Annotated in this window: 25 protein-coding genes; 21 read left to right on the top strand and 4 right to left on the bottom strand. The window is 53.8% G+C overall.

From position 1 onward, the window contains the following. Window positions 1–4 precede the first annotated feature (4 nt). Window positions 5–193 carry a DUF2909 domain-containing protein gene (locus BMY49_RS06240; RefSeq protein ID WP_044629439.1) on the bottom strand — a complete coding sequence of 63 codons (189 nt, stop codon included), beginning with the start codon at window positions 191–193 and terminating at the stop codon, window positions 5–7. On the opposite strand from BMY49_RS06240, the gene BMY49_RS06235 reads away from it, so the two are divergent. The 12 genes from BMY49_RS06235 to BMY49_RS06180 all read left to right on the top strand — a co-directional run bounded on the left by BMY49_RS06235 (window position 192) and on the right by BMY49_RS06180 (window position 11,472). Continuing rightward, window positions 192–899 carry an SURF1 family protein gene (locus BMY49_RS06235; protein ID WP_044629438.1) on the top strand — a complete coding sequence of 236 codons (708 nt, stop codon included), beginning with the start codon at window positions 192–194 and terminating at the stop codon, window positions 897–899. The two genes, BMY49_RS06240 and BMY49_RS06235, sit on opposite strands and share 2 nt — an antisense overlap. Before the next feature lies 1 nt (window position 900). Further along, window positions 901–1,407, top strand: coding sequence for a hypothetical protein (locus BMY49_RS06230; RefSeq protein ID WP_089675208.1), 507 nt, complete (start codon window positions 901–903; stop codon window positions 1,405–1,407). Between the two features lie 36 nt (window positions 1,408–1,443). Further along, window positions 1,444–2,511, top strand: a complete 1,068-nt coding sequence (locus BMY49_RS06225) for a COX15/CtaA family protein (RefSeq protein WP_074210533.1) — start codon at window positions 1,444–1,446, stop codon at window positions 2,509–2,511. A gap of 52 nt (window positions 2,512–2,563) precedes the next feature. Then, window positions 2,564–3,031, top strand: a complete 468-nt coding sequence (locus tag BMY49_RS06220) for a DUF2489 domain-containing protein (RefSeq protein WP_054641116.1) — start codon at window positions 2,564–2,566, stop codon at window positions 3,029–3,031. A gap of 246 nt (window positions 3,032–3,277) precedes the next feature. Continuing rightward, window positions 3,278–4,147: an OmpA family protein gene (locus BMY49_RS06215; RefSeq protein WP_054641112.1), complete on the top strand. Its 870-nt coding sequence runs from the start codon at window positions 3,278–3,280 to the stop codon at window positions 4,145–4,147. A 212-nt stretch (window positions 4,148–4,359) separates the two neighbouring features. Further along, the gene (thrS, locus tag BMY49_RS06210; protein WP_089675207.1) at window positions 4,360–6,282 is read left to right on the top strand and encodes a threonine--tRNA ligase; all 1,923 of its coding nucleotides are present in this window, start codon (window positions 4,360–4,362) and stop codon (window positions 6,280–6,282) included. A gap of 12 nt (window positions 6,283–6,294) precedes the next feature. After that, a complete protein-coding gene (gene infC, locus BMY49_RS06205) occupies window positions 6,295–6,834 on the top strand; it encodes a translation initiation factor IF-3 (RefSeq protein WP_074210535.1) in 540 nt (179 codons plus the stop codon). Between the two features lie 81 nt (window positions 6,835–6,915). Then, window positions 6,916–7,110 carry a 50S ribosomal protein L35 gene (gene rpmI / locus BMY49_RS06200; RefSeq protein WP_009724291.1) on the top strand — a complete coding sequence of 65 codons (195 nt, stop codon included), beginning with the start codon at window positions 6,916–6,918 and terminating at the stop codon, window positions 7,108–7,110. Window positions 7,111–7,167: 57 nt separating this feature from the next. Continuing rightward, window positions 7,168–7,521 carry a 50S ribosomal protein L20 gene (gene rplT / locus BMY49_RS06195; RefSeq protein WP_009097607.1) on the top strand — a complete coding sequence of 118 codons (354 nt, stop codon included), beginning with the start codon at window positions 7,168–7,170 and terminating at the stop codon, window positions 7,519–7,521. A gap of 156 nt (window positions 7,522–7,677) precedes the next feature. Then, on the top strand, window positions 7,678–8,697 hold the full coding sequence (pheS, locus tag BMY49_RS06190; RefSeq protein WP_044629431.1) for a phenylalanine--tRNA ligase subunit alpha: 1,020 nt from the start codon (window positions 7,678–7,680) through the stop codon (window positions 8,695–8,697). Between the two features lie 26 nt (window positions 8,698–8,723). Next, window positions 8,724–11,105 carry a phenylalanine--tRNA ligase subunit beta gene (gene pheT, locus BMY49_RS06185; RefSeq protein ID WP_074210536.1) on the top strand — a complete coding sequence of 794 codons (2,382 nt, stop codon included), beginning with the start codon at window positions 8,724–8,726 and terminating at the stop codon, window positions 11,103–11,105. A 67-nt stretch (window positions 11,106–11,172) separates the two neighbouring features. Continuing rightward, window positions 11,173–11,472, top strand: a complete 300-nt coding sequence (locus BMY49_RS06180) for an integration host factor subunit alpha (RefSeq protein ID WP_044629429.1) — start codon at window positions 11,173–11,175, stop codon at window positions 11,470–11,472. Between the two features lie 80 nt (window positions 11,473–11,552). On the opposite strand, the gene BMY49_RS06175 is transcribed toward BMY49_RS06180, so the two are convergent. After that, the gene (locus tag BMY49_RS06175) at window positions 11,553–11,759 is read right to left on the bottom strand and encodes a DUF2788 domain-containing protein (RefSeq protein ID WP_058576340.1); all 207 of its coding nucleotides are present in this window, start codon (window positions 11,757–11,759) and stop codon (window positions 11,553–11,555) included. 157 nt (window positions 11,760–11,916) lie between these two features. Between BMY49_RS06175 and BMY49_RS06170 the strand changes: the two genes are divergently transcribed. The 8 genes from BMY49_RS06170 (at window position 11,917) to BMY49_RS06135 (ending at window position 21,310) form a co-directional block, all read left to right on the top strand. After that, on the top strand, window positions 11,917–12,378 hold the full coding sequence (locus BMY49_RS06170; RefSeq protein WP_074210537.1) for a flavodoxin: 462 nt from the start codon (window positions 11,917–11,919) through the stop codon (window positions 12,376–12,378). 2 nt (window positions 12,379–12,380) lie between these two features. Then, on the top strand, window positions 12,381–12,749 hold the full coding sequence (locus tag BMY49_RS06165; RefSeq protein ID WP_044629426.1) for a hypothetical protein: 369 nt from the start codon (window positions 12,381–12,383) through the stop codon (window positions 12,747–12,749). Between the two features lie 151 nt (window positions 12,750–12,900). Beyond that, window positions 12,901–14,253: a trigger factor gene (gene tig, locus BMY49_RS06160; RefSeq protein WP_074210538.1), complete on the top strand. Its 1,353-nt coding sequence runs from the start codon at window positions 12,901–12,903 to the stop codon at window positions 14,251–14,253. A 65-nt stretch (window positions 14,254–14,318) separates the two neighbouring features. Beyond that, a complete protein-coding gene (gene clpP / locus BMY49_RS06155; protein WP_044629424.1) occupies window positions 14,319–14,936 on the top strand; it encodes an ATP-dependent Clp endopeptidase proteolytic subunit ClpP in 618 nt (205 codons plus the stop codon). Window positions 14,937–15,010: 74 nt separating this feature from the next. After that, on the top strand, window positions 15,011–16,291 hold the full coding sequence (gene clpX / locus BMY49_RS06150) for an ATP-dependent Clp protease ATP-binding subunit ClpX (RefSeq protein WP_062373880.1): 1,281 nt from the start codon (window positions 15,011–15,013) through the stop codon (window positions 16,289–16,291). A 199-nt stretch (window positions 16,292–16,490) separates the two neighbouring features. After that, window positions 16,491–18,917, top strand: a complete 2,427-nt coding sequence (gene lon / locus BMY49_RS06145; RefSeq protein ID WP_089675206.1) for an endopeptidase La — start codon at window positions 16,491–16,493, stop codon at window positions 18,915–18,917. A 191-nt stretch (window positions 18,918–19,108) separates the two neighbouring features. Continuing rightward, window positions 19,109–19,381: an HU family DNA-binding protein gene (locus BMY49_RS06140; protein WP_044629421.1), complete on the top strand. Its 273-nt coding sequence runs from the start codon at window positions 19,109–19,111 to the stop codon at window positions 19,379–19,381. A 111-nt stretch (window positions 19,382–19,492) separates the two neighbouring features. Beyond that, window positions 19,493–21,310, top strand: coding sequence for a SurA N-terminal domain-containing protein (locus BMY49_RS06135; RefSeq protein WP_062361284.1), 1,818 nt, complete (start codon window positions 19,493–19,495; stop codon window positions 21,308–21,310). A gap of 58 nt (window positions 21,311–21,368) precedes the next feature. Here the strand turns inward: BMY49_RS06135 and BMY49_RS06130 are convergent, their stop codons facing one another. Both BMY49_RS06130 and BMY49_RS06125 read right to left on the bottom strand, forming a co-directional pair. Next, entirely contained in the window at window positions 21,369–22,160 is a 792-nt protein-coding gene (locus tag BMY49_RS06130; protein ID WP_054645075.1) for a UDP-2,3-diacylglucosamine diphosphatase, read from the bottom strand. A 14-nt stretch (window positions 22,161–22,174) separates the two neighbouring features. Next, complete coding sequence (locus tag BMY49_RS06125) at window positions 22,175–22,675, bottom strand: peptidylprolyl isomerase (RefSeq protein ID WP_044629418.1); 501 nt, start codon at window positions 22,673–22,675, stop codon at window positions 22,175–22,177. A 156-nt stretch (window positions 22,676–22,831) separates the two neighbouring features. On the opposite strand from BMY49_RS06125, the gene BMY49_RS06120 reads away from it, so the two are divergent. After that, window positions 22,832–24,511, top strand: a complete 1,680-nt coding sequence (locus BMY49_RS06120; RefSeq protein ID WP_089675205.1) for a glutamine--tRNA ligase/YqeY domain fusion protein — start codon at window positions 22,832–22,834, stop codon at window positions 24,509–24,511. Window positions 24,512–24,517: the final 6 nt, after the last annotated feature.

Below are 24,517 nucleotides of genomic sequence, written 5' to 3'. Positions count from 1 at the left end.
GTTATCAAAGCTCCCCAGATAAGAAACCAAAGAGAAGCAGGGCCATCAATACGCAGGCTAACGCAATGCGCCATTTAAGTGATGTGAGTAACCGCCTGGAGGTGCTTTCGTCATGTAGTAAAAAGCCTGCACCTGCGGCTAAGCTGACCACTATTCCTATAAACACTAATGCAATGAGCAGTTTTAACCACATGATGAAGCCCTCTTATTTTCCAGCGCGACTATACGGATGGTGTGTGTTTTGGAGTGTTGTAGTGGTTTTAGGGTTGCTCCTAGGACTATGGCAGTGGGAAAGGGCCGCTGACAAGCGTGAACTGCTAGCCATTCGTGATGCAGCGCCAACAGTGGTTGAGCCAATCCAAACACCGGAAGGAGGGGCGCAGGTGCATCTACGTGGCGACTATCTTGAGCAGCACACGCTTTACTTAGATAACCGTATCGTTAACGGTCGCCTAGGCGTCGCGGTGTTGACACCGATGAAAGACTCTCATGGGCAGCTCTGGTTAGTACAACGTGGTTTTATTGAAACAGGTACAAGCCGGGCGTCTCCTTCGGTATTTACCCCTCATGGCACGGTTGAGGTGTCTGGCGAGTGGCAGGCGGAGCAATCGCAAGGGCCGCTTTATGGAGCCAACCAAGAAGGCGTCAGGCTGCAACAGCTGAGCTTGGCTCCTTGGGAAGAGGCGTTGGGCGTCTTCAGCCATAATGGCTGGCTTCATGCCCAGCAGGGTGCAGGTGTTTTTACCCCTTGGTGGGAGGCAAATGCGATGCCGCCAAGCCGGCATCTTGGCTACGCTTTTCAATGGTGGGGACTGGCGCTGGCGGCGTTGGTGATCATGCTATTGGGTGGATACCGTCTAGTGAGCGACTTTCGAGAAAGCTACGAAGGAGGGCGTTAACATGCACCACCGTCGTCCAGTACGTTACGCAAGGCTTAAGGTGGTTCTCTTGTTTGCCATTTTTGCCGCTCCTATTGTGACGGCTTGGGGAATGGTGACTTGGAATGTGGGAATTCCTCAGGGCCATACTGCCCACGGAAAAGTAACCATAGATGTGCCGCCGCTTGAGGATTGGCCGTTGATGGCTTCCATCACTGCCTCTGAACAATGGACGCTGGTATTAGACTGCGGCGCAAACTGTGTGCAGCAACAGGATGAGCTGTGGCGGTTACACCGTGCATTAGGGCGTGAAGCCACTCGATTAAAGCGATTAAGAGTTGGTGGTGACGATGCCACGCTGCCTGGGGAGGCGGTGACAGTTTGGCAAAGCGTACCCTCTTGGAGCATTGCGCACAGCGTTTGGTTATTCGACCCTATGGGAAGGCCAGCACTCGCGTTTACTCAAGAAGCGGCAACCGCCGAGATTCTTGATGACATCCGGCATCTATTCAAAGTAAATTCTATTTAGCTTATGTTCGGCTAGCAATAGCCGTAAGGAAACTTAATGAAGACCTACCGAGAGTGCCGTCTTCGTTGGCTCATGAGGGTTACGCTGGCGGGAACCCTGTTGACTGCGTTCGTCATATTGGTAGGCGCATGGACTCGGTTAGTGGATGCTGGCCTAGGCTGCCCTGATTGGCCTGGCTGTTATGGCAAACTCATTGTTCCCGATAGTGATCATGCGGCGCTTCGACATCCTGATGCTCCTTTAGAGCCCTTCAAAGCCTGGGTAGAGATGGCTCACCGCTATGTAGCCAGTTTATTGGGCTTGATTGTGCTCACCATCGTGGCAATGGGCTGGTCACTGCGCAAACGTCCAGAATATCCATGGCGACTTAGCTTGGCGTTACTGATCGTTATTCTCGTTCAGGGCGCGTTTGGTGCGTTTACCGTTACTCTTAAGTTGTGGCCACAGGTTGTCACGCTGCATTTGCTCGGAGGATTGAGCGTTTTAATGCTGTTTTTTTGGCTACATCTTCGCATACGCCGTTCATGGCGTGGGCAAATAGGGCAAGCTAAAAAGGGTGGCGTACTGTGGTACTTGGCAGGTGGGGTTTTATTGTTGCAGCTTGCACTGGGTGGCTGGGTCACAAGCAACTATGCCGGTATTGCTTGCCAAGGATTTCCTACCTGTAATTCACAATGGTGGCCAAGCATGGACCTAAGCGAAGGCTTCCACCTAACCCAAAGCGTTGGCCCTAATTATCTCCATGGTCAACTACACGCAGATGCTCGCACCGCTATTCATATGGTCCATCGTATGGGAGCACTGTTGTTGGGTGCCGCTTTACTAGCGTTATGGTGGCGCTATCGGGGCATCAAAGTAGTCAGCATCGCCTTGAGTCTCGCATTAGGAGCTTATTGCTTACAGGTGGCGCTTGGGGTCGCTAACGTTCTGCTCTGGCTGCCGCTTTGGTTAGCCTTGTTGCATACGGCAGGGGCTGTATTGCTAGCGCTGAGCATGGGATGGGCGTGGTGGTGCTGGCGGTACCAAAAGGCGGGGCAGGTTACTGTTCTTTGCCCATCAAATGCAAGCAACCTGAAGGCGCATGAATCAGGTTGGTCTACTTGAGGCAATTAGGTGTACAATTCTCGTTAAGCATTTTATACGTTTCAGGGGCTTTATGAGTTCAACGGTTGCACTTTTACTGTTCGTTGTCGCTGTGCTAATCATCGCCGGGTTGGTCGCCTACGCCCATAAATTGCGAAGCGAAGTGAAGCGCCGTGAAGCGTTTAGACTGGAAGAAGAACGGCGTGCTCAGCAAAACAGCCTAGAAAATCTGGACTACGTGGTGAGCGCTCTCGTCCAAGAGCAAGTCGACATCACCGAGGGTTCCTGGCGCTGTAAAGTGCTGCTTGAAATCGTCGATCCAAGTCTTTCTGAACGACCTGAGTTTCAGGCGTTCGCCGAGGTTTATAGCCGTACGCGTCATCTCAAGACGCACTCTGCGCGCAAACAGTTGACCCCACGGGAAAGAATGCAAGAGGACAAGGAAAGGCTAGCTGTGGAAGATGAGATGCGACCTGCGGTGCTCGCAGCCGCCGCAGAGGTAATTAAATGGCGCGCTAAAGGCCCTTCCGTTCTTCATTAAAAATTTTTAATGCCATCGATGTGAGCTTTGCTATGCTGGTAAGGTCGGTATTGGCAAGAAGTTGATATCTCGGCATTGTTGCCTTCTAACGCTGAAACGTTAATGATAGGCACCACGTTCAGTTTCAGGGGCAGGGGAACCCCGTCCTGGATCAGAACAGCGAAAAATGGATGCTCTCGCCATAAGAAGCATTGGATAGATTTGGTCTCTAGACCATGTCAGCATTGGATCAAGAAGGAGTCTTGCATGAAAAAATCAACGACTGGCTTGCTAATCGGTTCTGCTCTAGTCGTCGGCCTGTCAGGTTGCGCTAGCTCAGCCTCTCAGTCTTCTGGCCAAGCAGGCGCCAACAGCGGCCAAAGCTGGTACCAGCACCCCGCGGTTTGTGGTTTGGCGGGCAGTATCATCGGCGGTAGCATTGGTTATGCCACCAGCAGCAGCTCAGATGAAGATGCGGGTGCCGCAACCGGCGCAGCGGCTGGCGCAGCTATCGGTGGTCTGCTGTGTGCAGATCGTACACCTGAGCCGGTAGCACCGCAGTGCCCGAGCTACGGCGAAGTGCCAGCTGGCGTTGCTGTTGATGCCGAAGGCTGCCCGCTGGACTCCGACGGTGACGGCGTGCCGGACTACCGTGACCAGTGCCCGGGCACGCCGGCTGGTGTAGAAGTTAACGCCAACGGTTGCCCGCTGGACTCCGATAACGACGGCGTGCCGGATTACCGTGACCAGTGCCCGAATACCCCGGCAGGCGTTGACGTAAACGCACTGGGTTGCCCGGAAAGCGTTGTTCTTCAGGATGTGAACTTTGAGTTCGATTCCGCCCAGCTAACACCGAATGCACAAAATGTTCTTAACGGCGTTGCTGAGCGTCTGGTTAACAACCCAGATGTACGTGTGAGCATTGAAGGTCACACCGATTCTCGTGGTTCTGACCAGTACAACAAGGATCTGTCTCAGCGTCGTGCTGAGTCCGTTGCAACCTATCTGAACCAGCGCGGCGTCGAAGCTAACCGTATGCGTGCTGTGGGCTACGGTGAAGAGCGTCCCGTGGCAACCAACGATACCGAAGAGGGTCGTTTCCAGAACCGTCGTGTAGAACTGGATGAGTGGAAGTAATCCACTTAGCTGATTAATCAATGGGTAGAGCCAGCATGCTGGTTCGTTAAACCCTTTGACAAAGAGCGGGAGGCTTATGCCTCCCGTTTTATTTTACGCAGTCATAAATTCTGGTAGGCTGAGCAGCCTTCAAGATGTGCCCAATACCCCGACCATTGATAGCGAAATGTGATCCTTGGTATGGATCACCACTGCGCTCAAGGAATACCTGAATGCCTATTGTGACACTGCCCGATGGCAGCCAAAGAGCGTTTGAAGCACCACTCTCTATTATGCAGCTAGCAGAGTCCATTGGCCCTGGTTTGGCCAAGGCCTGTGTGGCAGGCAAAATTAACGGGGTGCTGGTTGATGCTGCCGATATGATTGAGCAGGATGCGGACGTCTCTATTATTACTGCCCGCGATGAAGAAGGTTTGGAAATTATTCGTCACTCGTGTGCTCACTTGATTGGTCATGCGGTGAAACAGCTATATCCCGATGCCAAAATGGCCATCGGTCCGGTCATTGATGATGGCTTTTATTACGACATTGACTTTGGCAAATCAGTCACGCCAGACGATATGGAAGCCATTGAAAAGCGCATGCAGTCGCTCATCGATCATGAGTACGATGTTATTCGTGAGTACGTCAGCCGCGACCAAGCGATGGCAACGTTTGAAAAGCGTGATGAGCCGTATAAGCAAGAGATCATCCGTGATATCCCGGAAGGTGCGACTATCCGCCTTTACCACCACGAAGAGTACACGGACATGTGCCGTGGACCCCATGTGCCTAACACAAGACACTTAAAGGCATTTAAGCTGACGAAGCTGGCAGGTGCTTACTGGCGTGGTGACTCCTCCAATCCGATGCTGACGCGCATTTATGGCACGGCATGGGGCGATAAAAAGCAGTTAAAAGCTTACTTGAAGCGGCTGGAAGAAGCTGAGAAGCGAGACCACCGTAAGCTAGCGCGGAAGATGGACTTGTTCCACCTTCAAGAAGAAGCGCCTGGGATGGTTTTTTGGCACCCTAACGGTTGGACGATGTATCAGGCGTTAGAAGAGTACATGCGTAAAATTCAACGTGAGCATGGCTACCAGGAAATCAAGACGCCGCAAGTAGTGGATTTGTCACTGTGGAAGAAATCAGGCCACTGGGGACATTACAGTGAATTGATGTTCACCACAGAGTCGGAAAAGCGCGAGTATGCGGTGAAGCCGATGAACTGCCCATGTCACGTGCAGGTCTTTAATCAAGGCCTTAAGAGCTACCGTGACCTTCCGCTACGTTTGGCTGAATTTGGTAGCTGTCATCGAAATGAACCTTCAGGCTCGCTGCATGGTCTGATGCGGGTTCGTGGGTTTACGCAAGATGATGCCCATATTTTCTGTACCGAAAGTCAGATTCAGGCTGAGGCTGAGGCGTTTATTGCTCTAACGCTGCAAGTCTATAAAACGCTCGGTTTTGAAGACGTTGAGCTCAAGCTCTCCACCCGTCCCGAAGACTTTCTGGGTGAAGTCGAAATGTGGGATCGGGCAGAGCAGGGCCTTGAGGCCGCGCTGAACACTACTGGCTTGGCTTGGGATCTGCAGCCGGGTGAAGGTGCGTTTTATGGGCCGAAAATTGAGTTTGCGTTAAGAGATTGTCTGAATCGTGTTTGGCAGTGTGGTACTCTTCAGCTAGATTTTAATTTGCCAGGGCGTTTAGGGGCGCAATACGTCGATGAAGACGGCACGCGTAAAACCCCTGTAATGCTCCATCGTGCTATCCTGGGCTCATTTGAACGATTCCTGGGTATACTAATTGAGCATTACGCTGGTGCTATGCCACTATGGTTGGCCCCGCAGCAAGCTGTGCTTATGACCATTACCGACGCACAGCGTGATTACGCGCTTGATTTGGAGCAGCGGCTGCAAAAAAATGGCTTACGGGTTAAGGCGGACTTGAGGAACGAGAAGATCGGCTTTAAAATCCGTGAGCATACGTTACAGAAAGTTCCCTATCTCCTTGTGGTGGGAGATAAGGAAGTCGAAGCTGACTCAGTGGCCGTGCGAACTCGTAGCGGCGAAAACCTCGGCACCATGACTGTCGATGAATTCATCGAACGTTTTAATGCAGAGCGAGCAGCCCTGGCGACATCGTCAATTGCCTAAGGAGACGGAGCGATCAAGCGAAGCAATCAGCGCGGGCGTCCACAAGACAAACGCCCACCAATGAACGAGCGTATTACCGAAGAAGAAGTACGTCTAATTGATGCCGAAGGTGAGCAGTTGGGTGTTGTGCCCACCACTGAGGCTCTTGAGCGTGCGGAAGCTGCCGGTTTAGATCTCGTGCAAATTTCGAATGCCGATCCGATTGTTTGTAAAATCATGGATTATGGCAAATTCGTTTTTGAGACCAAAAAGCAGAAAGCGGCTCAAAAGAAAAAGCAGAAGCAAATCCAGGTTAAGGAAGTTAAATTCCGTCCTGGCACCGACGAAGGCGATTATCAGGTGAAGCTAAAAAACCTGATCCGCTTCTTGGAAGGTGGTGACAAGGGTAAGGTCACATTGCGCTTCCGTGGTCGTGAAATGGCGCACCAGGACATTGGCCGTAAGCTAATGGAACGAATCGCAGCAGACCTGGAAGAGATCGGAGTGGTGGAGTCTTTCCCGAAAATGGAAGGCCGCCAAATGATCATGATTCTTGCCCCGAAAAAGAAGTGATCCAACGGCGAAGTTAACGGGCCAGTGCGAAGGCGCTGGTCGGCCCTGGGTTTTCTAAAAAATATCGAGCGGAGTTCTCTCATGCCGAAAATCAAAAGCAACAGCGGCGCTGCTAAGCGCTTCAAAAAGACCGCTAACGGCTTCAAGCACAAGCAGTCTTTCCGTAGCCACATCTTGACCAAGAAGTCGACCAAGCGTAAGCGTCAGCTGCGTGGCATGAAGCAGATTCATGCTTCCGACAAAGCGCTGATCCAGCGCATGCTGCCGAACCTGTAAGGTCGAATTTTCTTATCTGAGTGCATTTAGCCTCAGTCATAAAGTCAGGAGTGTGTTATGACCCGTGTTAAGCGTGGCGTAGTTGCCCGTCGTCGCCATAAAAAAGTACTGAAGCAGGCCAAAGGTTACTACGGTGCCCGTTCGCGTGTTTTCCGCGTAGCCAAACAGGCTGTCATCAAAGCCGGCCAGTATGCGTACCGTGACCGCCGCAACCGCAAGCGCCAATTCCGTGCGCTGTGGATTCAGCGTATCAATGCTGGTGCGCGTATCAACGGCATGTCTTACAGCCGCTTTGTTGGCGGTCTGAAGAAAGCCGGTATTGAAATTGACCGTAAAGTATTGGCCGACCTGGCAGTACACGAAAAAGCGGCATTTGCTGCTATCGTGGAAAAAGCCAAGGCTGCCCAATAAGGCAATTTGCACTGAGCTAAATTCAGTGTGAAATGCCGAGGTCATTTCAGAGTGACCCATGCAGGGGAAGAGCAGCCGCTCTTCCCCTGTTTTTTTGTCACCTTCAACATGCCAGCCATCTTGAAAGATGGAACCGCTTAATTCGGAGTAAATCGGATGGACCACCTTCCTACTCTGGTGTTAGAGGCCCGCGATGCTATTCAAGCTGCGCAGAGTGTCTCAGCGCTAGATGAGTTGCGCGTACGTTACTTGGGTAAAAAAGGCGAAGTGACGGCCTTATTGAAAGGGCTGGGCAAGCTATCGGCAGAAGAGCGTCCTGCGGCTGGTGAGCAAATTAACCAAGCCAAGCAAACGTTATCAGCCGAGATAGACGCCAAACGCCAGCAGCTTGAGAGTGAGGCGCTGAATGCCCGCTTGGCAGCTGAGCGGATCGATGTAACATTGCCGGGGCGTGGGCAGGAGAGTGGTGGCTTACACCCTGTGACACGCACGCTTGAGCGCATAGAGGGTTTGTTTACCCGCGTTGGTTATGATGTGGCGGTAGGTCCTGAGATTGAGGATGACTACCATAACTTCGAGGCGCTCAATATTCCCGCGCATCACCCGGCGCGGGGGATGGCAGATACGTTTTATTTCGATGCTACACGCTTGCTGCGCACTCATACATCTCCTGTGCAAGTACGCACCATGAAGAGTAGTGAACCGCCCATCCGTATCGTCTGCCCGGGGCGCGTCTATCGCAGCGACTCGGACCTGACGCATACGCCGATGTTTCATCAGGTAGAAGGTCTGTTGGTCGATGAGGGCGTGAGCTTTGCTGATCTAAAAGGCACCATTGAAGACTTCCTTCAGGCGTTTTTTGAGCGTGATGATCTATCGGTCCGCTTCCGCCCCTCTTACTTCCCATTCACTGAACCCTCTGCTGAGGTCGATATTCAGTGCGTGATGTGTAGTGGTAACGGTTGTCGTGTTTGCTCACATAGCGGCTGGCTGGAAGTGATGGGCTGCGGGATGGTGCACCCTGAAGTTTTCCGGCACTCCGGCATTGATACCGAACGATACACCGGCTTTGCCTTTGGTATGGGCGCAGAGCGTTTGGCGATGCTGCGCTACGGCGTTAATGACCTGCGCTTGTTCTTTGAGAACGACCTGCGCTTTCTTCGTCAATTCACCTAAGACCGCTGCCAGCGACGGGAATCAACATGAAATTTTCAGAACAGTGGCTGCGTGAATGGGTATCCCCGCAGCTTGATACTCAGGCCATTGCCGATCAGATCACCATGGCGGGCCTTGAAGTGGATGCCGTTGAAGCGGTCGCCGCTGCCTTTAGCGGTGTGGTCGTGGCTGAAGTGCTGTCCAAAGAGAAGCATCCTGATGCCGATAAGCTCAACGTATGCACGGTGAACGACGGTACTGGTGAGCCGGTGCAAGTAGTATGCGGTGCGCCCAACGTTGATGTGGGTCAGAAAATTCCCTTCGCCCAAGTGGGTGGCGTGCTGCCGGGCGATTTTAAAATCAAAAAGGCAAAACTGCGTGGCGTTGAGTCGCGCGGCATGATCTGCTCGGCATCAGAGCTAGGGTTAGAGGAAGAAACCTCTTCTGGTATCCTGTTGTTACCGGCGTCGGCCCCCGTGGGCACTAGCTTTCGCGAGTATATGCAGCTCGACGATATGACCATCGAGGTGGATCTTACCCCTAACCGCGGCGACTGCCTGAGCATAAAAGGCCTTGCGAGAGAGGTAGGTGTGCTTAACCGCCTGCCGGTAAGTGGCCCTGAGATCACAGTCGTTGAAGCGAGTATCGACGATACTTTCCCCGTCACTATTGAGGCGGCTGAGCAGTGCCCTCGCTACTTAGGGCGCGTTATTAAGGGCGTGAATGTCGAGGCTGAAACGCCGCTGTGGATGGTTGAGCGGCTACGTCGCAGCGGCGTACGCTCGATTGACCCTGTGGTGGATGTCACCAACTACGTCATGCTAGAGCTTGGTCAACCGCTGCATGCGTTTGATCGGGACAACCTGCAGGGTGGCATTACTGTCCGTTTGGCACGAGAGGCGGAGCGTTTAACACTGCTGGATGGCCAAGAGGTAGCACTTCGCCCTGAAACACTGGTAATTGCCGATGAGCGTGGCCCCCTGGCAATGGCTGGCATCATGGGGGGAGAAAATTCAGGGGTAAACGAAAAAACGCACACGATTTTTCTTGAGTCGGCCTTTTTTGCTCCGCTTGGCATTGCTGGGCAGGCGCGTTCCTACGGTCTGCATACCGACGCATCGCATCGTTATGAGCGTGGCGTCGATCCAGAGCTTCCTGCCATGGCGGTTGAGCGTGCTACAAAGCTCCTGATGGAGATTTGTGGGGGGCAGGCAGGGCCCGTGGTTGAGACGGTAAGCGATGAGCATTTACCGGCACCGCGCATCATTATGCTTCGCGAGGCTCGCCTTGAGAGTGCGCTCTCCAAGCGGCTGCAGCCGGATGATGTCACCGATATCCTTCAGCGTTTAGGGCTTGAGGTTGATAAACAGGCGGAAGGTTGGTCAGTGGTCGCCCCTAGCTGGCGTTTTGACGTTGCCATTGAGGAAGACCTCATCGAGGAAGTGGCGCGTATCCATGGCTACAATAACCTTCCGGTTCGTCGCCCAGCCGCTCGACTAGCACTTCGCCCAGCTAACGAGGCACTCCTCACTCAGTCTCAGTTGCGCAACCAGATGGTTGCTCGCGGTTTCCAGGAGGCGGTGACATACAGCTTCGTAGCGCCGGACCTGCAGGCAGCAATGCTGCCAGATGCTGTGTCCCCCGTGCTTGCGAATCCGATTTCGTCGGACCTCTCGGTGATGCGCGCCAGCCTTTTCCCGGGCTTAGTGCGTGCCCTAGAGTATAATCTCAATCGCCAGCAAACCCGTGTGCGCATTTTCGAGACAGGGCTGGTATTTAACGGCCATCTCGATAACTTAACCCAAGAGCCGATGATGGGCGCCTTAGTGTGCGGTGGCCGTGAAGGGGAGGGGTGGAGCAGCACTAAGGCTCAGGTAGATTTTTATGACCTGAAAGGAGATCTAGAGAGTCTTTTGGCAATGGGTGGGGCCCGGGAAGCTTGGCGCTTTGAGCCGGGCGAGCACCCCTCTCTGCATCCTGGGCAAACCGCCCAGCTCTTTTACAATGGCGAACCCGCCGGCTGGATTGGCACACTGCACCCGCAAGTGCGTGCCAAGCTGGGGCTTAAGGTTGATGCGGTGCTGTTTGAAGTTCGCCTAGATGTATTGAGTCAGGGGGAAATTCCTGCCTTTGAGCCGCTTTCACGCTACCCAGAAGTGCGACGCGATTTGGCGTTTATGCTCAAAGAAGCAACGCCTGTGCAAGCGCTACTTGATTGTGCAAAAGCTCAGGCAGGCGATTACTTGAAAGACATTAAGCTATTTGATGTCTATGCTGGTAAAGGCGTAGCCGAGGGCTATAAGAGTATTGCATTGGGCTTGACCTGGCAGCACGCTTCGCGCACGCTAAATGATGAAGAAATCAACCAGTTGGTCGACTCGATCATCACTAACGTGCGAGCCGAATTAGATGCCGAACTTCGCGGCTAACTAAGCTATGCCATGACACGACGCTTATCACGTTCTTGGCAATGCGTATGCTACATGGAGGAGCCCTATGGGTGCGTTGACCAAAGCAGAGCTAGCTGAGCATTTGCATACTGAGCTGGCGCTGTCGAAGCGAGAAGCAAAAGCGATGGTGGAGGCGTTCTTTGAAGAAATCCGCGCCTGTTTGCGTGAAAACGAGCAGGTGAAACTGTCGGGGTTTGGTAACTTTGATCTGCGTGATAAGCGCGAGCGGCCTGGTCGAAACCCTAAAACTGGCGAAGAAATCCCTATCTCTGCCCGGCGTGTGGTGACTTTTCGCCCCGGGCAAAAGCTAAAGCAGCAGGTAGAACGCTACTCAAGTGGTCAGTAGCGAGTACATCAAGCTGCCCAACGAAAAGGAGTGCCTAATGGCACTCCTTTTTTATAGGCTACAAATAGGGCGCTATCTGGCTAAATACCTCCACCCTCAATCAGCCAAGTGATCACCACTTTAATGACGTAGCCCAACATTCCGGCACCTAGTACCACAAACAACATAATCGTGCCAAATTTGCCTGCGTTCGATTTTTTTGCGAGATCCCAAATAATAAAACACATAAAAATGATCAGGCCGCCAATCATAATGGGCGTGATCCATGTCTCAAAGGTCTGCTGCATAAGCGCTCCTGTTGGACGATTGTCGGTAGCCCATGGTGGGGCGTGCGTCATTTTTGTCAGTCGTGTTAATATTTGAGCAAATTCATCAGGTATTTGTCGACTGAACTTTGCGGACTTAACAAAGCGCAGTACGACAACTTTGCCGAGGAGTAGGCCAATGCCTAAGTTAACCATTCTGGTCGGCACCATGTATGGTGGTGCGTTAGACGTTGCTGAGCAGGTAAAGCCGCTGTTTGAGCAGGCGGGCTATGACGTTGATATTTCAGAACAGCCCTCTGTAGACGATGTTTCCCAAGCCAGTGATCTAACGCTTTTCTGTGTGTCTACCACGGGGAGCGGTGATTTTCCCGGTAACTTTGTGCCCTTTGTTCGCAGTCTAAAAGATCAAAGCCCCTCGCTGGCGGGACTGCGTTATGGGTTGATCGCGCTTGGCGATAGTTCCTACGGTGATACGTTCTGTGGCGCGGGGAGAGCCTTAGATGAGTTGCTGCAGGATCATGGCGCCCACCGTTTAGGTGAGCGCCTTGAAATCGACGCGATGGAAACCTTCATGGCGGATGATGCAGCGGTGCCGTGGGTAGAGGAGTGGATTGATGCTCAGAAGCTAAAGGTAGCATAGCCATGCAGCAAACGGTTTACTCTCCCAAGCGAGTGAGCGTAGCGGTTGGCTTATGCATCGTGATGCTCGCTGCGCTCCCGCGCTATATGGTGGGAGGGCATGAGACGCGCCAAACCCTTCTGCTGATGGCCTTGGTGCTAGTGGCTGGCGCAGCCGCGTTCCAGTGGAGGATGCTGTCTCAAGAGGCTCGTCAGGCGCTACCAGCACTAATAAAGCGTCTAGCGATCATGCTAGTGCTCGGGGCGCTGGTGATGGGGGCTTGGCACGCCATGTTTACTGATTGGATTAGCTGGCAGGTCTTTATCTCTCACGCGGCGACGTGTGGTCTGCTGCTGCATGCGGTTTCCCTGTGGTGGTCTGCGCGGGAGTAACGATTTTTGTACCTTTAAACCCTTGTAATTGGTGCTTGCGCCCCCATCTTGCGAGCATGGCGCTTGCCACCATGCGTCAGGGTTCTTAAAATTGCCCCCTTGAACATATTTTACGCAATCAACACAACGCCCAGCCGCTAGAGGACAATTCATGCAAGTTTCCGTCGAGACGACCTCCCAGATCGAACGCCGTATCACGATTCAAGTGCCGGCAGCAGAAATCGACGAGGCCGTCAGCGCTCGCTTGAAAGACACCGCGAAAAACGTTCGCCTGAACGGTTTCCGCCAAGGCCGGGTGCCAATGGCCGTCGTGCGTCAGCGCTATGGCGACAGCGTGCGCAGTGAAGTGGTAGGCGAAGTGATGCGTGAACGCTACGTTCGCGCGATCACAGAAAAAGAACTCAACCCTGCCGGTTTCCCGCAGATTGAGCCAAAAGTTAATGAAGAGGGTAAAGACCTTGAGTTCGTTGCGGTAATGGAAGTTTACCCGCAGGTTGAGCTGACCTCTATCGAAGGTACAGACGTTGAGCGCCCAGTTGTGTCTGTCAGCGAAGCAGATGTCGATGAAATGATCGATACCTTGCGTAAGCAAAACGCCGCATGGGAAGAAGTTGACGCTGCCGCTGCTGACGGTGACCAAGTCACCATCGATTTCCAAGGCTTCCTGGGCGACGAGCCGTTTGAAGGTGGCAGTGCAGAAGGCCACGCGTTGGTCATCGGTTCTAACAGCTTCATTCCAGGTTTTGAAGAGCAACTGATCGGTGTTAAAGCAGGCGAAGAAAAAACCATCTCCGTCACTTTCCCAGCGGATTACCAAGCCGAGCATCTGGCCGGTCAAGACGCCACCTTCAAGGTGACCGTTCACAAAGTAAGCAGCCAGAAACTGCCGGAAGTTGATGCTGAGTTCATCGAGCGTTTCGGTGTAGAAGACGGCGATGAAGCCAAATTCCGTGCTGAAATTAAAAAGAACATGACCCGCGAAGCGGCTCAGGCTGTTGACAACCGTGTTAAGCAGCAGGTGCTGGATGCGCTGAAAAAAGCGAACGACATTCCCGTGCCCACCGCGCTGGTTCAGCAAGAAACGGACGGCATGAAGCGTCAAGCCGCTCAGCAGTTTGGCCTGGGTGACGATTTTGACGTTAGCCAGCTGCCGAATGAGCTGTTTGAAGAGCAGGCGAAGAGCCGTGTTCAGGTTGGTCTATTGCTAGCTGAAGTGATCAAAGCCAATGAACTGGACGCAGACGACGCGGCCATCAAAGCCAAAGTAGAAGAGCTGGCTGAGCAGTATCAAGATCCATCCGAAGTGGTTGAGTACTACATGGGTAATGAGCAGCTGAAAACCCAGGTAAAATCTGCCATTCTCGAAGAGAAAGCCGTTGAGAAGCTGCTTGAGCAAGCGAACGTCAAAGACGTCGAAATGTCTTACCAGCAAGCGCTGGCTGCTGCTCAGCAGCAGGCTGAGCAAGATGAGAAGGCCGAAGAGGGCGAACAGGCAGGCGCCTGATCTCATCGCGTGGCGCACCCTATCTGGGTGCGCTTTTCCCTTACCGGACGCAAGGAATCACCCGAATGAGTGAGTTTGATATTCAAAACGCCGGCGGTTTAGTGCCCATGGTGGTTGAGCAGAGCGCCAAAGGGGAAAGAGCCTACGACATCTACTCGCGCCTTTTAAAAGAGCGTGTGATTTTCCTGGTAGGGCCGGTAGAAGATTACATGGCTAACCTTGTCGTGGCGCAGCTGTTGTTTCTTGAGTCTGAAAACCCCGATAAGGATATCCATCTTTACATCAATTCACCCGGTGGTTCGGTAACGGCGGGTATGTCAATTTATGACACCATGCAGTTTATCAAGCCGGATGTTTCCACCGTATGTATTGGTCAGGCTGCCAGCATGGGCGCGCTCCTGCTAACAGCAGGCGCTGCGGGCAAGCGTTACTGCTTACCTAACTCCCGCGTGATGATTCACCAGCCGCTAGGTGGCTACCAAGGTCAAGCGTCGGATATTGAGATTCACACCCGTGAAATTCTCGGTATTCGTGAGAAACTGAATCAAATTCTGGCTCACCACACTGGCCAGGATGTTGAGAAAGTGGCTCAGGATACTGACCGCGACAATTTTATGAGCGCCAATAAAGCAAAAGAGTATGGCTTGATTGACGCAGTGCTGGATAAGCGACCTACATCCTGATAGCGTGATAGGATTCTGCTTTTCTAACGAGCTTTTCAGGCGGCGTCAGCCGCCGCAGTGACAGAGGTACGCGAATGGCCGACGGCAAAGGCAAGGACGAAGGTGGCAAACTGCTTTACTGCTCGTTTTGTGGTAAAAACCAAAACGAAGTTCGTAAGCTGATTGCCGGCCCGTCCGTGTATATCTGCGATGAGTGTGTCGACTTATGTAATGACATCATTCGCGAAGAAGTTCTCGAAGCCGATGCCGAGAGCGATGAGGAGCGTTTACCTACGCCCCGCGAAATACGTCATACATTGGACGACTACGTCATCGGACAAGACCGCGCCAAGATGGTGCTGTCTGTAGCGGTTTATAACCACTACAAGCGTCTGAAGTCAGAAGTACGTGAAGGCGATGTGGAGCTAGGTAAGTCCAACATCCTGCTAATTGGCCCGACGGGTAGCGGTAAAACGCTCCTCGCCGAGACCATGGCGCGGCTATTGAATGTACCTTTTACTATTGCTGATGCAACGACGCTGACCGAAGCAGGCTATGTGGGTGAAGATGTTGAAAATATCATCCAAAAGCTGCTGCAAAAGTGCGACTACGATGTTGAGAAAGCCGAGCGCGGCATCGTCTATATCGATGAAATCGACAAAATCTCGCGTAAATCGGATAACCCGTCGATTACCCGTGATGTTTCTGGCGAAGGCGTACAGCAGGCGCTGCTGAAGCTAATTGAAGGCACAACGGCGTCCGTTCCTCCCCAAGGTGGGCGTAAGCATCCCCAGCAGGAGTTTGTTCAGGTCAATACGGCCAATATCCTGTTTATTGTGGGTGGTGCTTTTGCTGGCTTGGATAAAGTCATTCGCGACCGTGCTGAGAAAGGCGGTATTGGTTTCAATGCCAGCGTGAAAAGCAAAGAGTCTTCGCGAGGCGTTGGCGAGCTACTCGCGGATGTCGAGCCAGAGGATCTGGTCAAGTTTGGCTTGATTCCTGAGTTTGTGGGGCGCCTGCCAGTGATTGCAACGCTGACTGAGCTGACAGAAGACGCACTGGTTCAGATTTTGACTGAGCCGAAAAACTCGCTGATCAAGCAGTATGCCAAGCTCTTCGAGATGGAAGGCGTCACGCTTGAGTTTAGAGACGACGCCTTACGGGCTGTGGCTGTGAAAGCCATGGAACGTAAAACCGGTGCTCGTGGGCTGCGTTCTATCCTAGAGTCTGTGCTGCTGGATACCATGTATGAAATTCCTTCCTTGGAAGGGGTGAGCAAGGTCGTCATCGATGGTTCCGTCATTGCTGGCGAAAGCGAGCCACTGTTGATCTACTCGCAGCAGGAAGAAGCGCGGGTCGACGGTACTGACGGTTAACCCTTCGGTACGTACCACGGCCTAGCTTTCACCGCTTGTGCCAAACCAAGGGGTCGCCTAGGCGGCCCCTTGTTGTTCTACGTTATTGTTGAAACGGCTGGCCAGCACACGGTGATGTATCGTGTCATGCCCTTTCATACTGTGAGGTACTTGGCTAAGTACCCTTCAAGTACTCATCCGAATTTGAGGAACGTCTGCGATGCAGCAGAACGCCGATCAGACACAATGTCTACCCCTGTTGCCTTTGCGGGATGTGGTTGTGTATCCGCAAATGGTTATTCCGCTTTTTGTTGGCCGTGAGAAGTCCATTCAAGCCTTAGAGGCAGCGATGGAAGCCGACAAGCGTGTACTGCTGGTGGCTCAGCGCGAGGCCTCACAGGATGATCCTGATAATGCGGACCTCTACGCGATGGGGACCGTCGCTGACATCATGCAGCTGCTTAAGCTGCCTGATGGCACTGTAAAGGTGTTGATTGAAGGCAGCTTCCGCGCTGATGTTATCGATATCGAAGAAAATGAAGTGGGCTACACTCAGGCGCACTTAATCCCACGTGAAAGCGAGCCGCTTACCAGTCGTGAGCAAGAAGCGCTAGTGCGTGTCCTGCTCAATCAGTTCGAGCAGTACGTCAAGCTGTCTAAGAAAGTGCCCAACGAAGTGCTTAACTCGCTGTCGGGCATCGAAGACCCTAGCCGTTTGGTCGACACCATCTGCGCCCACCTGTCGCTGAAAATTGGTGACAAGCAAGAGCTGCTCGAAATGGATCGCGTACGCGACCGTATTGAACACCTGATGGCGCTGATTGAGTCTGAGATTGATCTGCTCCAGGTCGAGAAGCGCATCCGCTCGCGTGTTAAAGAGCAGATGGAAAAAACGCAGCGTGAGTACTATCTCAATGAGCAGATGAAGGCCATCCAGAAAGAGATGGGTGAGCTGGATAATGTACCCAACGAAGCCGAAAAGTACGAACAGGCGATCAAAGAGTCTGGGATGCCCAAAGAGGCGTCTGATAAAGCGACTCAAGAGCTTAATAAGCTCAAAATGATGGCTGCCAATTCTGCTGAGGCGACCGTAGTGCGCTCATATCTGGACTGGCTAATTGCCGTTCCATGGAAAAAGCGCACGCGCGTTAAGCACGATCTGGTAAAAGCCCAGCAGGTGCTGGATGAAGATCATTACGGCCTGGAAGAAGTGAAGGCGCGCATTCTTGAGTACCTAGCCGTACAAAAGCGCGTACGGAAAATGAAAGGGCCGGTGCTCTGCTTGGTAGGACCGCCTGGGGTAGGTAAAACGTCCCTTGGTCAATCCATCGCCCGCGCGACAAATCGTAAGTACGTCCGCCTGGCGCTGGGTGGTGTGCGCGATGAGTCGGAAATCCGTGGCCATCGCCGCACCTATATTGGCTCGCTGCCAGGCAAGCTGATACAGCGTATGAGCCGTGCCGGGGTGAAAAATCCGCTTTTCCTGTTGGATGAGGTGGATAAACTAGGCATGGACCACCGTGGTGATCCGGCGTCAGCGCTTCTAGAGGTATTGGACCCCGAGCAGAACGACAGCTTTAGTGATCACTACCTTGAGCTGGATTACGACCTCTCTGAGACGCTGTTTATTTGCACCGCGAACTCAATGAATATCCCAGGCCCGCTGCTGGACCGTATGGAGATTATTCGTCTACCGGGCTACACCGAAGACGAGAAGCTCGCCATCGCTAGGCGCTACCTGCTACCCAAGCAGCTAGCAGCTAATGGGCTTAAGGAAGAAGAGCTAGCGCTGAATGACGACGCGTTGCTTGAGTTGGTGCGCTACTACACTCGTGAGGCGGGTGTGCGCGAGCTTGAGCGTCAGATCGCTAGAGTGTGCCGTAAAGTGCTGCGTGAGCGCTTAGAAGCTGAGCGCACCTCGAAAGATAAGGCAGGCAACAAGCTGCAGGCGCAGCAAGTGCTCTCCGCTGATCAGATTGAGACTTATGCCGGTGTACGCCGCTATAGCTATGGCTTGGCGGAGCAGGAGGACCAAGTCGGTCGTGTAACCGGTTTGGCTTGGACGTCCGTAGGTGGGGAGCTGCTCAACATTGAGTCGGTAGTGACGCCAGGTAAAGGTCGTATTAACAAGACCGGTTCGCTTGGTGATGTCATGAAAGAGTCGGTAAGTGCAGCACAAACCGTCGTGAAGGCGCGTGCTCAGGCCTATGGAATTGACCCCCAGCGCTTCGAAAACGAAGACCTGCACATCCATGTGCCCGAAGGTGCCACACCTAAAGACGGGCCCAGTGCTGGTATTGCCATGGTAACGGCGATTGTCTCCGCTTATACTCAGCGGCCAGTAAGGTGCGATGTGGCCATGACAGGGGAGGTAAACCTGCGTGGTGAAGTATTACCGATTGGGGGTCTAAAGGAGAAATTGCTGGCGGCTAGGCGGGGTGGTATAAAGACCGTCTTAATCCCTGAGGAAAATCGTCGAGATCTCAAGGAAGTACCGGAGAATATCAAAGGAGCGCTTGATATTCGCCCCGTACGCTGGATAGATGACGTGCTGGCCGTGGCGCTGGCAGAGAATGTTGCCGAAGGCGCTTCATTAAAGGGCGCAGATAAGTCTTTCAATGCAAATGCTGTTGCAAGTACCCATTAAGCGTTAAAGCAGTTTTGCTTTAATTTTACTTAATAAGTTTGCCCAATGCCTTGAGCAACGGGGATTTCACGGTCCGGTCGCTTGACAGGTGTTTCAAGGCATTGCTATAAAACGCAGCTATGCTTTGAGGTTGATGCACTTGGTGGCCGTGCCGTCCAGAGCCATTTTTTGAAACAGTTAAGGGGTGAAGTGTGAATAAGTCCGAGCTGATTGAAGCTATTGCCGCATCTGCAGATATTCCTAAAGCAGCGGCAAGCCGCGCATTGGATGCCATGGTGGAGTCTGTCACCGATAGCCTCAAAAAAGGCGAGAGTGTTTCTCTGGTAGGTTTTGGTACCTTCGCTATTAAAGAGCGTGCTGCGCGTACTGGTCGCAACCCCCAAACGGGTCAGCCAATCGAAATCAGCGCAGCAAAAGTGCCCAGCTTTAAAGCCGGTAAAGCGCTGAAAGACGCCGTCAACTAATTGGCTCGCGTTTGCTGTAACCTAATGGGCGCATCGCATCCGCGATGCGCCCATGTTCTTTTCTGGCCCGATGGTTTGGGCAATAGATGGCTTTGATGATCTGAGGCTAGCATGCTGCAAAGTATACGAGATGGCTCCAGAAGCTGGGGTGCCAAGATAATCATTGGTGTCATGGTCGCGGCCATGGCGCTTTTTGGTGTGGAGTCGCTGTTCAGTGTCTTTGGTAGCGACCCCAATGAAGTGGCGAGCGTTAATGGCGAACCCATTATGCGTCAGCAAGTTGAGCTAGAAGTGCAGCGCGCGCTGCGTTCTGGGCAAGTGCCTCCTGAGCAGGAGCGGGCACTGCGCAACGATATGCTCGACCAGCTCATCACTCAGTCTTTACTGCGTCAGTATGCTGAGGACGGCGGTTTTTACGTCTCCGACGCTCAGCTTGACCAGATGATCGTGACACTGCCTGAGTTTCATGATCAGGATGGGCGCTTTTCTGCAGAAATTTTCCGGAATCGTCTGGCAGGAGCGGGTTACACGCCGCTCTCGTTCCGTGAAGAGCTGCGGATGGATATCAAGCGTCAGCAACTGCAGCAGGGCTTGGCATTCAGTGACTTCAGCTTGGCCAATGAAGAGCAGCGTCTGGCAGACCTGCAAGGCCAGCAGCGAGATTTCCGCTACGTGATGCTGGATGCCAATGATGCTGCTTATGAAGTAGAGGTCACCGAGGAGCAGATGCAGGCCTACTATGACGCCAACCAGGAACGCTTCGAGCGCCCGGAACAGGTGCGCGTCGAGTACGTGGTGATCGACCGCCAGGCCATGGCTGAAGATATTGCTGTGGACGAGAGCGAACTCCGCGCTGCCTGGCGTGAGCAGAATCGCGATGCCAACCGTCGTGTTTCCCATATCATGGTGACCTTTGGTTCCGAGCGTGGCCGTGAAGAGGCCCAGCAGCTAGCCAATGAAGCGCTGGCTGACCTGAGCCGTGGTGAGAGTTTCGCCGATACCGCCGTGCGTTTTTCGGATGACACCGCTAGTGCCGAGCAGGGTGGTGATCTGGGCGTGATCAGTCGCGGCTTCTTTGGTGATGCCTTCGATGACGCAGCGTTTGCCCTTGGGGTCGGTGAGACGTCCCAGGTCGTCGAAATGGACGGTGCTTTCCATATTCTGCAGGTTACCGAGCTGGATGCGCCTTCTTTCGAAGAGCAGCGTGACCGTTTGGCTCAGGAAGTGGCGCTGCGTGAGGTCAATGATGACTTCAATCGTCAGGTGCAGCGTCTGATCGATGAGAGCTTCGCGGCAGACGATCTGCAGTCCGTTGCGGATGACCTCGGCCTGACGCTCAACGAGAGCGACTGGTTGGCGCGTGGGGAAGGTGAAGGAGCGCTTTCCGAGCCGGGCGTGCTGGATGAGGCGTTCAGCGCTGACGTGCTGGAAGAGGGCTACAACAGCGAAGTGATTGAGCTCGACAACGACCGCCGCTTAGTGCTTCGTGTCGCCGAGCATCGTGATGCAACTGTTCTGCCCCTAGATGAAGTGCGCGATGAAGTAGAGCAGGCTGTTGCTGCTCAGCAGCGCCAAGAAGCACTTCAGGAGCAGGCAGCAGAATTGATCGCCTTGCTCCGTGCGGGCGATGCCGTTGAGCTGGAGTGGCTGGAAGCCAATAACGTCTCTCGCCAGTCTGACAGTACGCTGCCTCAGGTGCTGATCCGTGAAGTGTTCCGCATGCCACACCCTGAAGAGGGCGACAGCGTTTACCGTGCCGTGACCTTGCCTCAGGGCGTTGCTGTCGTTGCATTGGACAGTGTCAACGAAGGGCAGGCCGACGAGCAGATGAATGCTTTCGTGTCACAAATGGCAGAACAACTGCGGGCTCAGGCGATCATTCAAGGATTGATCGATGACCTGCGCAGTGATGCCAGGATAGAGCGCTAAAACTAAAAAGCCGATCCATGTGATCGGCTTTTTCATGACGGGGCCTGTGCTCAATGGCTCAATGCGATTCGCTGTCGCTACCAGGCGGCTGGATCAGCGAGAACTGGCGCAGTACGGGCTCTGGGTGGCGCTCGCTCGAGTGCTCCACGACAATATCCCAGCCGTGTTCGCTATCCCAATCGCCTAACACAAAGCGTTTGGCAGGCACGTCTTCGACGGTGAGGTCATGGACCTTGGGGCGATGGGTGTGGCCATGGATCATGATGTTCACCCCATGGCGCTGCATCGTGGTCACGACTTCTGCGTGGGTCACATCCATGATGGCTTCGGCCTTGTTGGCGTTGGCATCCCCAGACTGCATACGCAGGCTCTTGGCCAACTCTAGCCGCTGCTCCAGCGGCATGGCCAGGATCTGCGCCTGCCACTCAGGGTGGCGAGACTGGGCGCGAAACGCCATGTAGGCCTCATCTTTGGTGCACAGGCTGTCACCGTGCAGAATGACGGCGGCTACGCCCTGCAATTCCACTTGCTCACTGTCGGGCAGCAGGGTGGCCTGACAGGCGTTGATGAAGCGTTCGCCGATCAGAAAGTCCCGGTTGCCGTGAATGAAAAAGATGGACGTGCCCGCATCGCTCAGTGCCCGCAGGCGCTTGATCACCTCATGGGCCACCCCGCTGAGGGGGTGAGGCGTATCCAGCAAGTCGTCTCCGATCCAGGCGTCGAACAGGTCGCCCAGAATGTAAAGATCCTCGGCCCCTTTGGCGGTATGCTCCAGGTAACGATAAAACCCCTGATTGAGCTCAGGGGTGTCGTTACTCAAATGCATGTCAGCGATCAGCAGCGTACGCATAAGACTCCCGACGGTTATTCCGCATCCTTCAGGTAGGCGCGCTCGATGACCACGTCTTCGGCGGGCACGTCTGCGTGCATGCCACGGCGCGTGGTGCTCACGGCCTTGATGGCGTTGACCACGTCCATGCCGTCCACTACTTCACCAAATACCGCGTAACCCCAGCCTTGCAGGCTTTTGCCGCTGTGGTTCAGGAAGCTGTTGTTACCGACGTTGATGAAAAACTGGGCGGTGGCAGAGTGGGGATCCTGGGTACGGGCCATGGCCAGCGTGCCGATGGTGTTCTGCAGACCGTTGTCGGCTTCGTTTTCGATGGGGTCGCGTGTCGGCTTCTGGTTGAACTCCTGGTCGAAGCCGCCCCCTTGAATCATGAAACCATCGATGACCCGGTGGAACAGCGTGCCGTCGTAAAAACCGTCGCGCACGTACTGCTCGAAATTGGCTGCCGTAACCGGGGCTTTTTCATGATTGAGCGCGATGGTGATGTCACCGTAGTTCGTCTGTAATACGATCATGGATAAATTCCTGTTCAATAAAAGCGTTCGCCTTGGCGCTGTGCATCGGCGTCACGTTATAATAGCGGTTTTGCTCGGCACCGCGAAGCGCTAACCCTGATTGCCTTTGCATCGTTTGCCCAGCACGCCATCTACCATGAGGTTATCAACACCACCATGACCAACGAGACCACCCCAGCGCCGAACTTCATTCGCAACCAAGTACGCGACGAGATAGCGGGCGGCCAGGTCACCAAAATTGTGACGCGCTTTCCTCCGGAGCCCAACGGCTTTTTGCACATCGGCCACGCCAAGTCGATTTGTCTGAACTTCGGGTTGGCAGAGCAGTTTGGTGGTGAGTGTCATCTGCGCTTTGACGACACCAACCCAGCAAAAGAAGAGCAGGCGTACATTGACGCCATCAAAGAAGACGTTAGCTGGTTGGGCTTTGAGTGGGCAGGCCCGGTACGTTTTGCCTCCGACTACTTCGACCAGCTCTACGCCTGGGCGCAGCATCTGATTCGTGAAGGCAAAGCCTATGTGGATGACCTGTCTCCGGATGAGATTCGCGAGTATCGGGGTACGCTGACCGAGCCCGGCAAGCCTAGCCCCTACCGCGAGCGCAGCGCCGAAGAGAGCTTGGACCTTCTAGAACGGATGCGTAACGGTGAGTTTGGTGAAGGGGAAAAAGTGCTGCGCGCCAAAATCGATATGGCGTCGCCCAACATCAATTTGCGCGATCCGATCTTGTACCGCATTCGTCATGCGCATCACCACCAAACAGGTGACAAGTGGAAAATCTACCCCTCGTACGATTTTACCCACGGTCAGTCGGATGCCATCGAGGGTATTACTCACTCCATCTGTACGCTGGAGTTCGAAGACCACCGCCCGCTATACGAGTGGTTCTTGAACAATCTGCCGGTGCCCGCCAAGCCCCGTCAGATTGAATTTGCCAGACTGAACCTCGACTACACGCTGACCTCCAAACGTAAGCTGAAGCTGTTGGTGGATGAGCAGATCGTCGATGGTTGGGATGACCCGCGAATGCCGACCATTTCCGGTATGCGTCGCCGGGGCTATACGCCCGCTGCGATTCGTAAATTCTGTGAAATGATCGGCGTGACCCGTTCCGACGGTGGTTTGGTGGATATCGCCATGCTGACCCACGCCATTCGTTCGGACCTGGAAGATAACGCACCCCGGGCGATGTGCGTGCTCAAGCCGCTAAAAGTGGTGCTGACCAACATGCCGGAAGATCACGAGGAAGTGTACCAGGTGCCAGGCCACCCGGCGCGTGAAGACATGCCGATGCGTAAAGTTCCTTTTGGTCGTGAGCTCTACATCGATCAAGACGACTTTATGGAAGACGCGCCGAAGAAATTCTTCCGCCTAGCACCGGGCAAAGAAGTGCGCCTGCGCAACAGCTACGTAATTCGCTGTGATGACGTGATTAAAGACGATGCAGGTGAGATTATTGAGCTGCACTGCTCCGTCGATTTCGACACCCTGGGTAAAAACCCGGAAGGCCGCAAGGTGAAAGGCGTGATTCACTGGGTCAGCGCGGCCCACGGCGTGCCGATGGAAGTGCGCCTCTACGACAACCTGTTCATGGTCGAGCAGCCCGATCGTGATAAGGACGTCGACTTCCTCGAGCATTTGAATCCCGAGTCGCTGGTGGTGTGCCATGCCATTGGCGAGCCAAGCCTGGCCAGTGCCGCGCCGGAAGATCGTTTCCAATTCGAGCGAGTCGGTTACTTCTGCGCCGATCGTCACGCCTCCACTGCCGACCACCTGGTGTTCAACCGCACCGTGGGCTTGAAAGATAGCTGGGCGAAAATCAAACAGAAGGGATAAGGAAAC

The sequence above is a fragment of the Vreelandella aquamarina genome, assembly GCF_900110265.1.
Classification (GTDB): Bacteria; Pseudomonadota; Gammaproteobacteria; order Pseudomonadales; family Halomonadaceae; genus Vreelandella; species Vreelandella aquamarina.
This window is presented reverse-complemented; position numbering and strand designations above follow the sequence as displayed.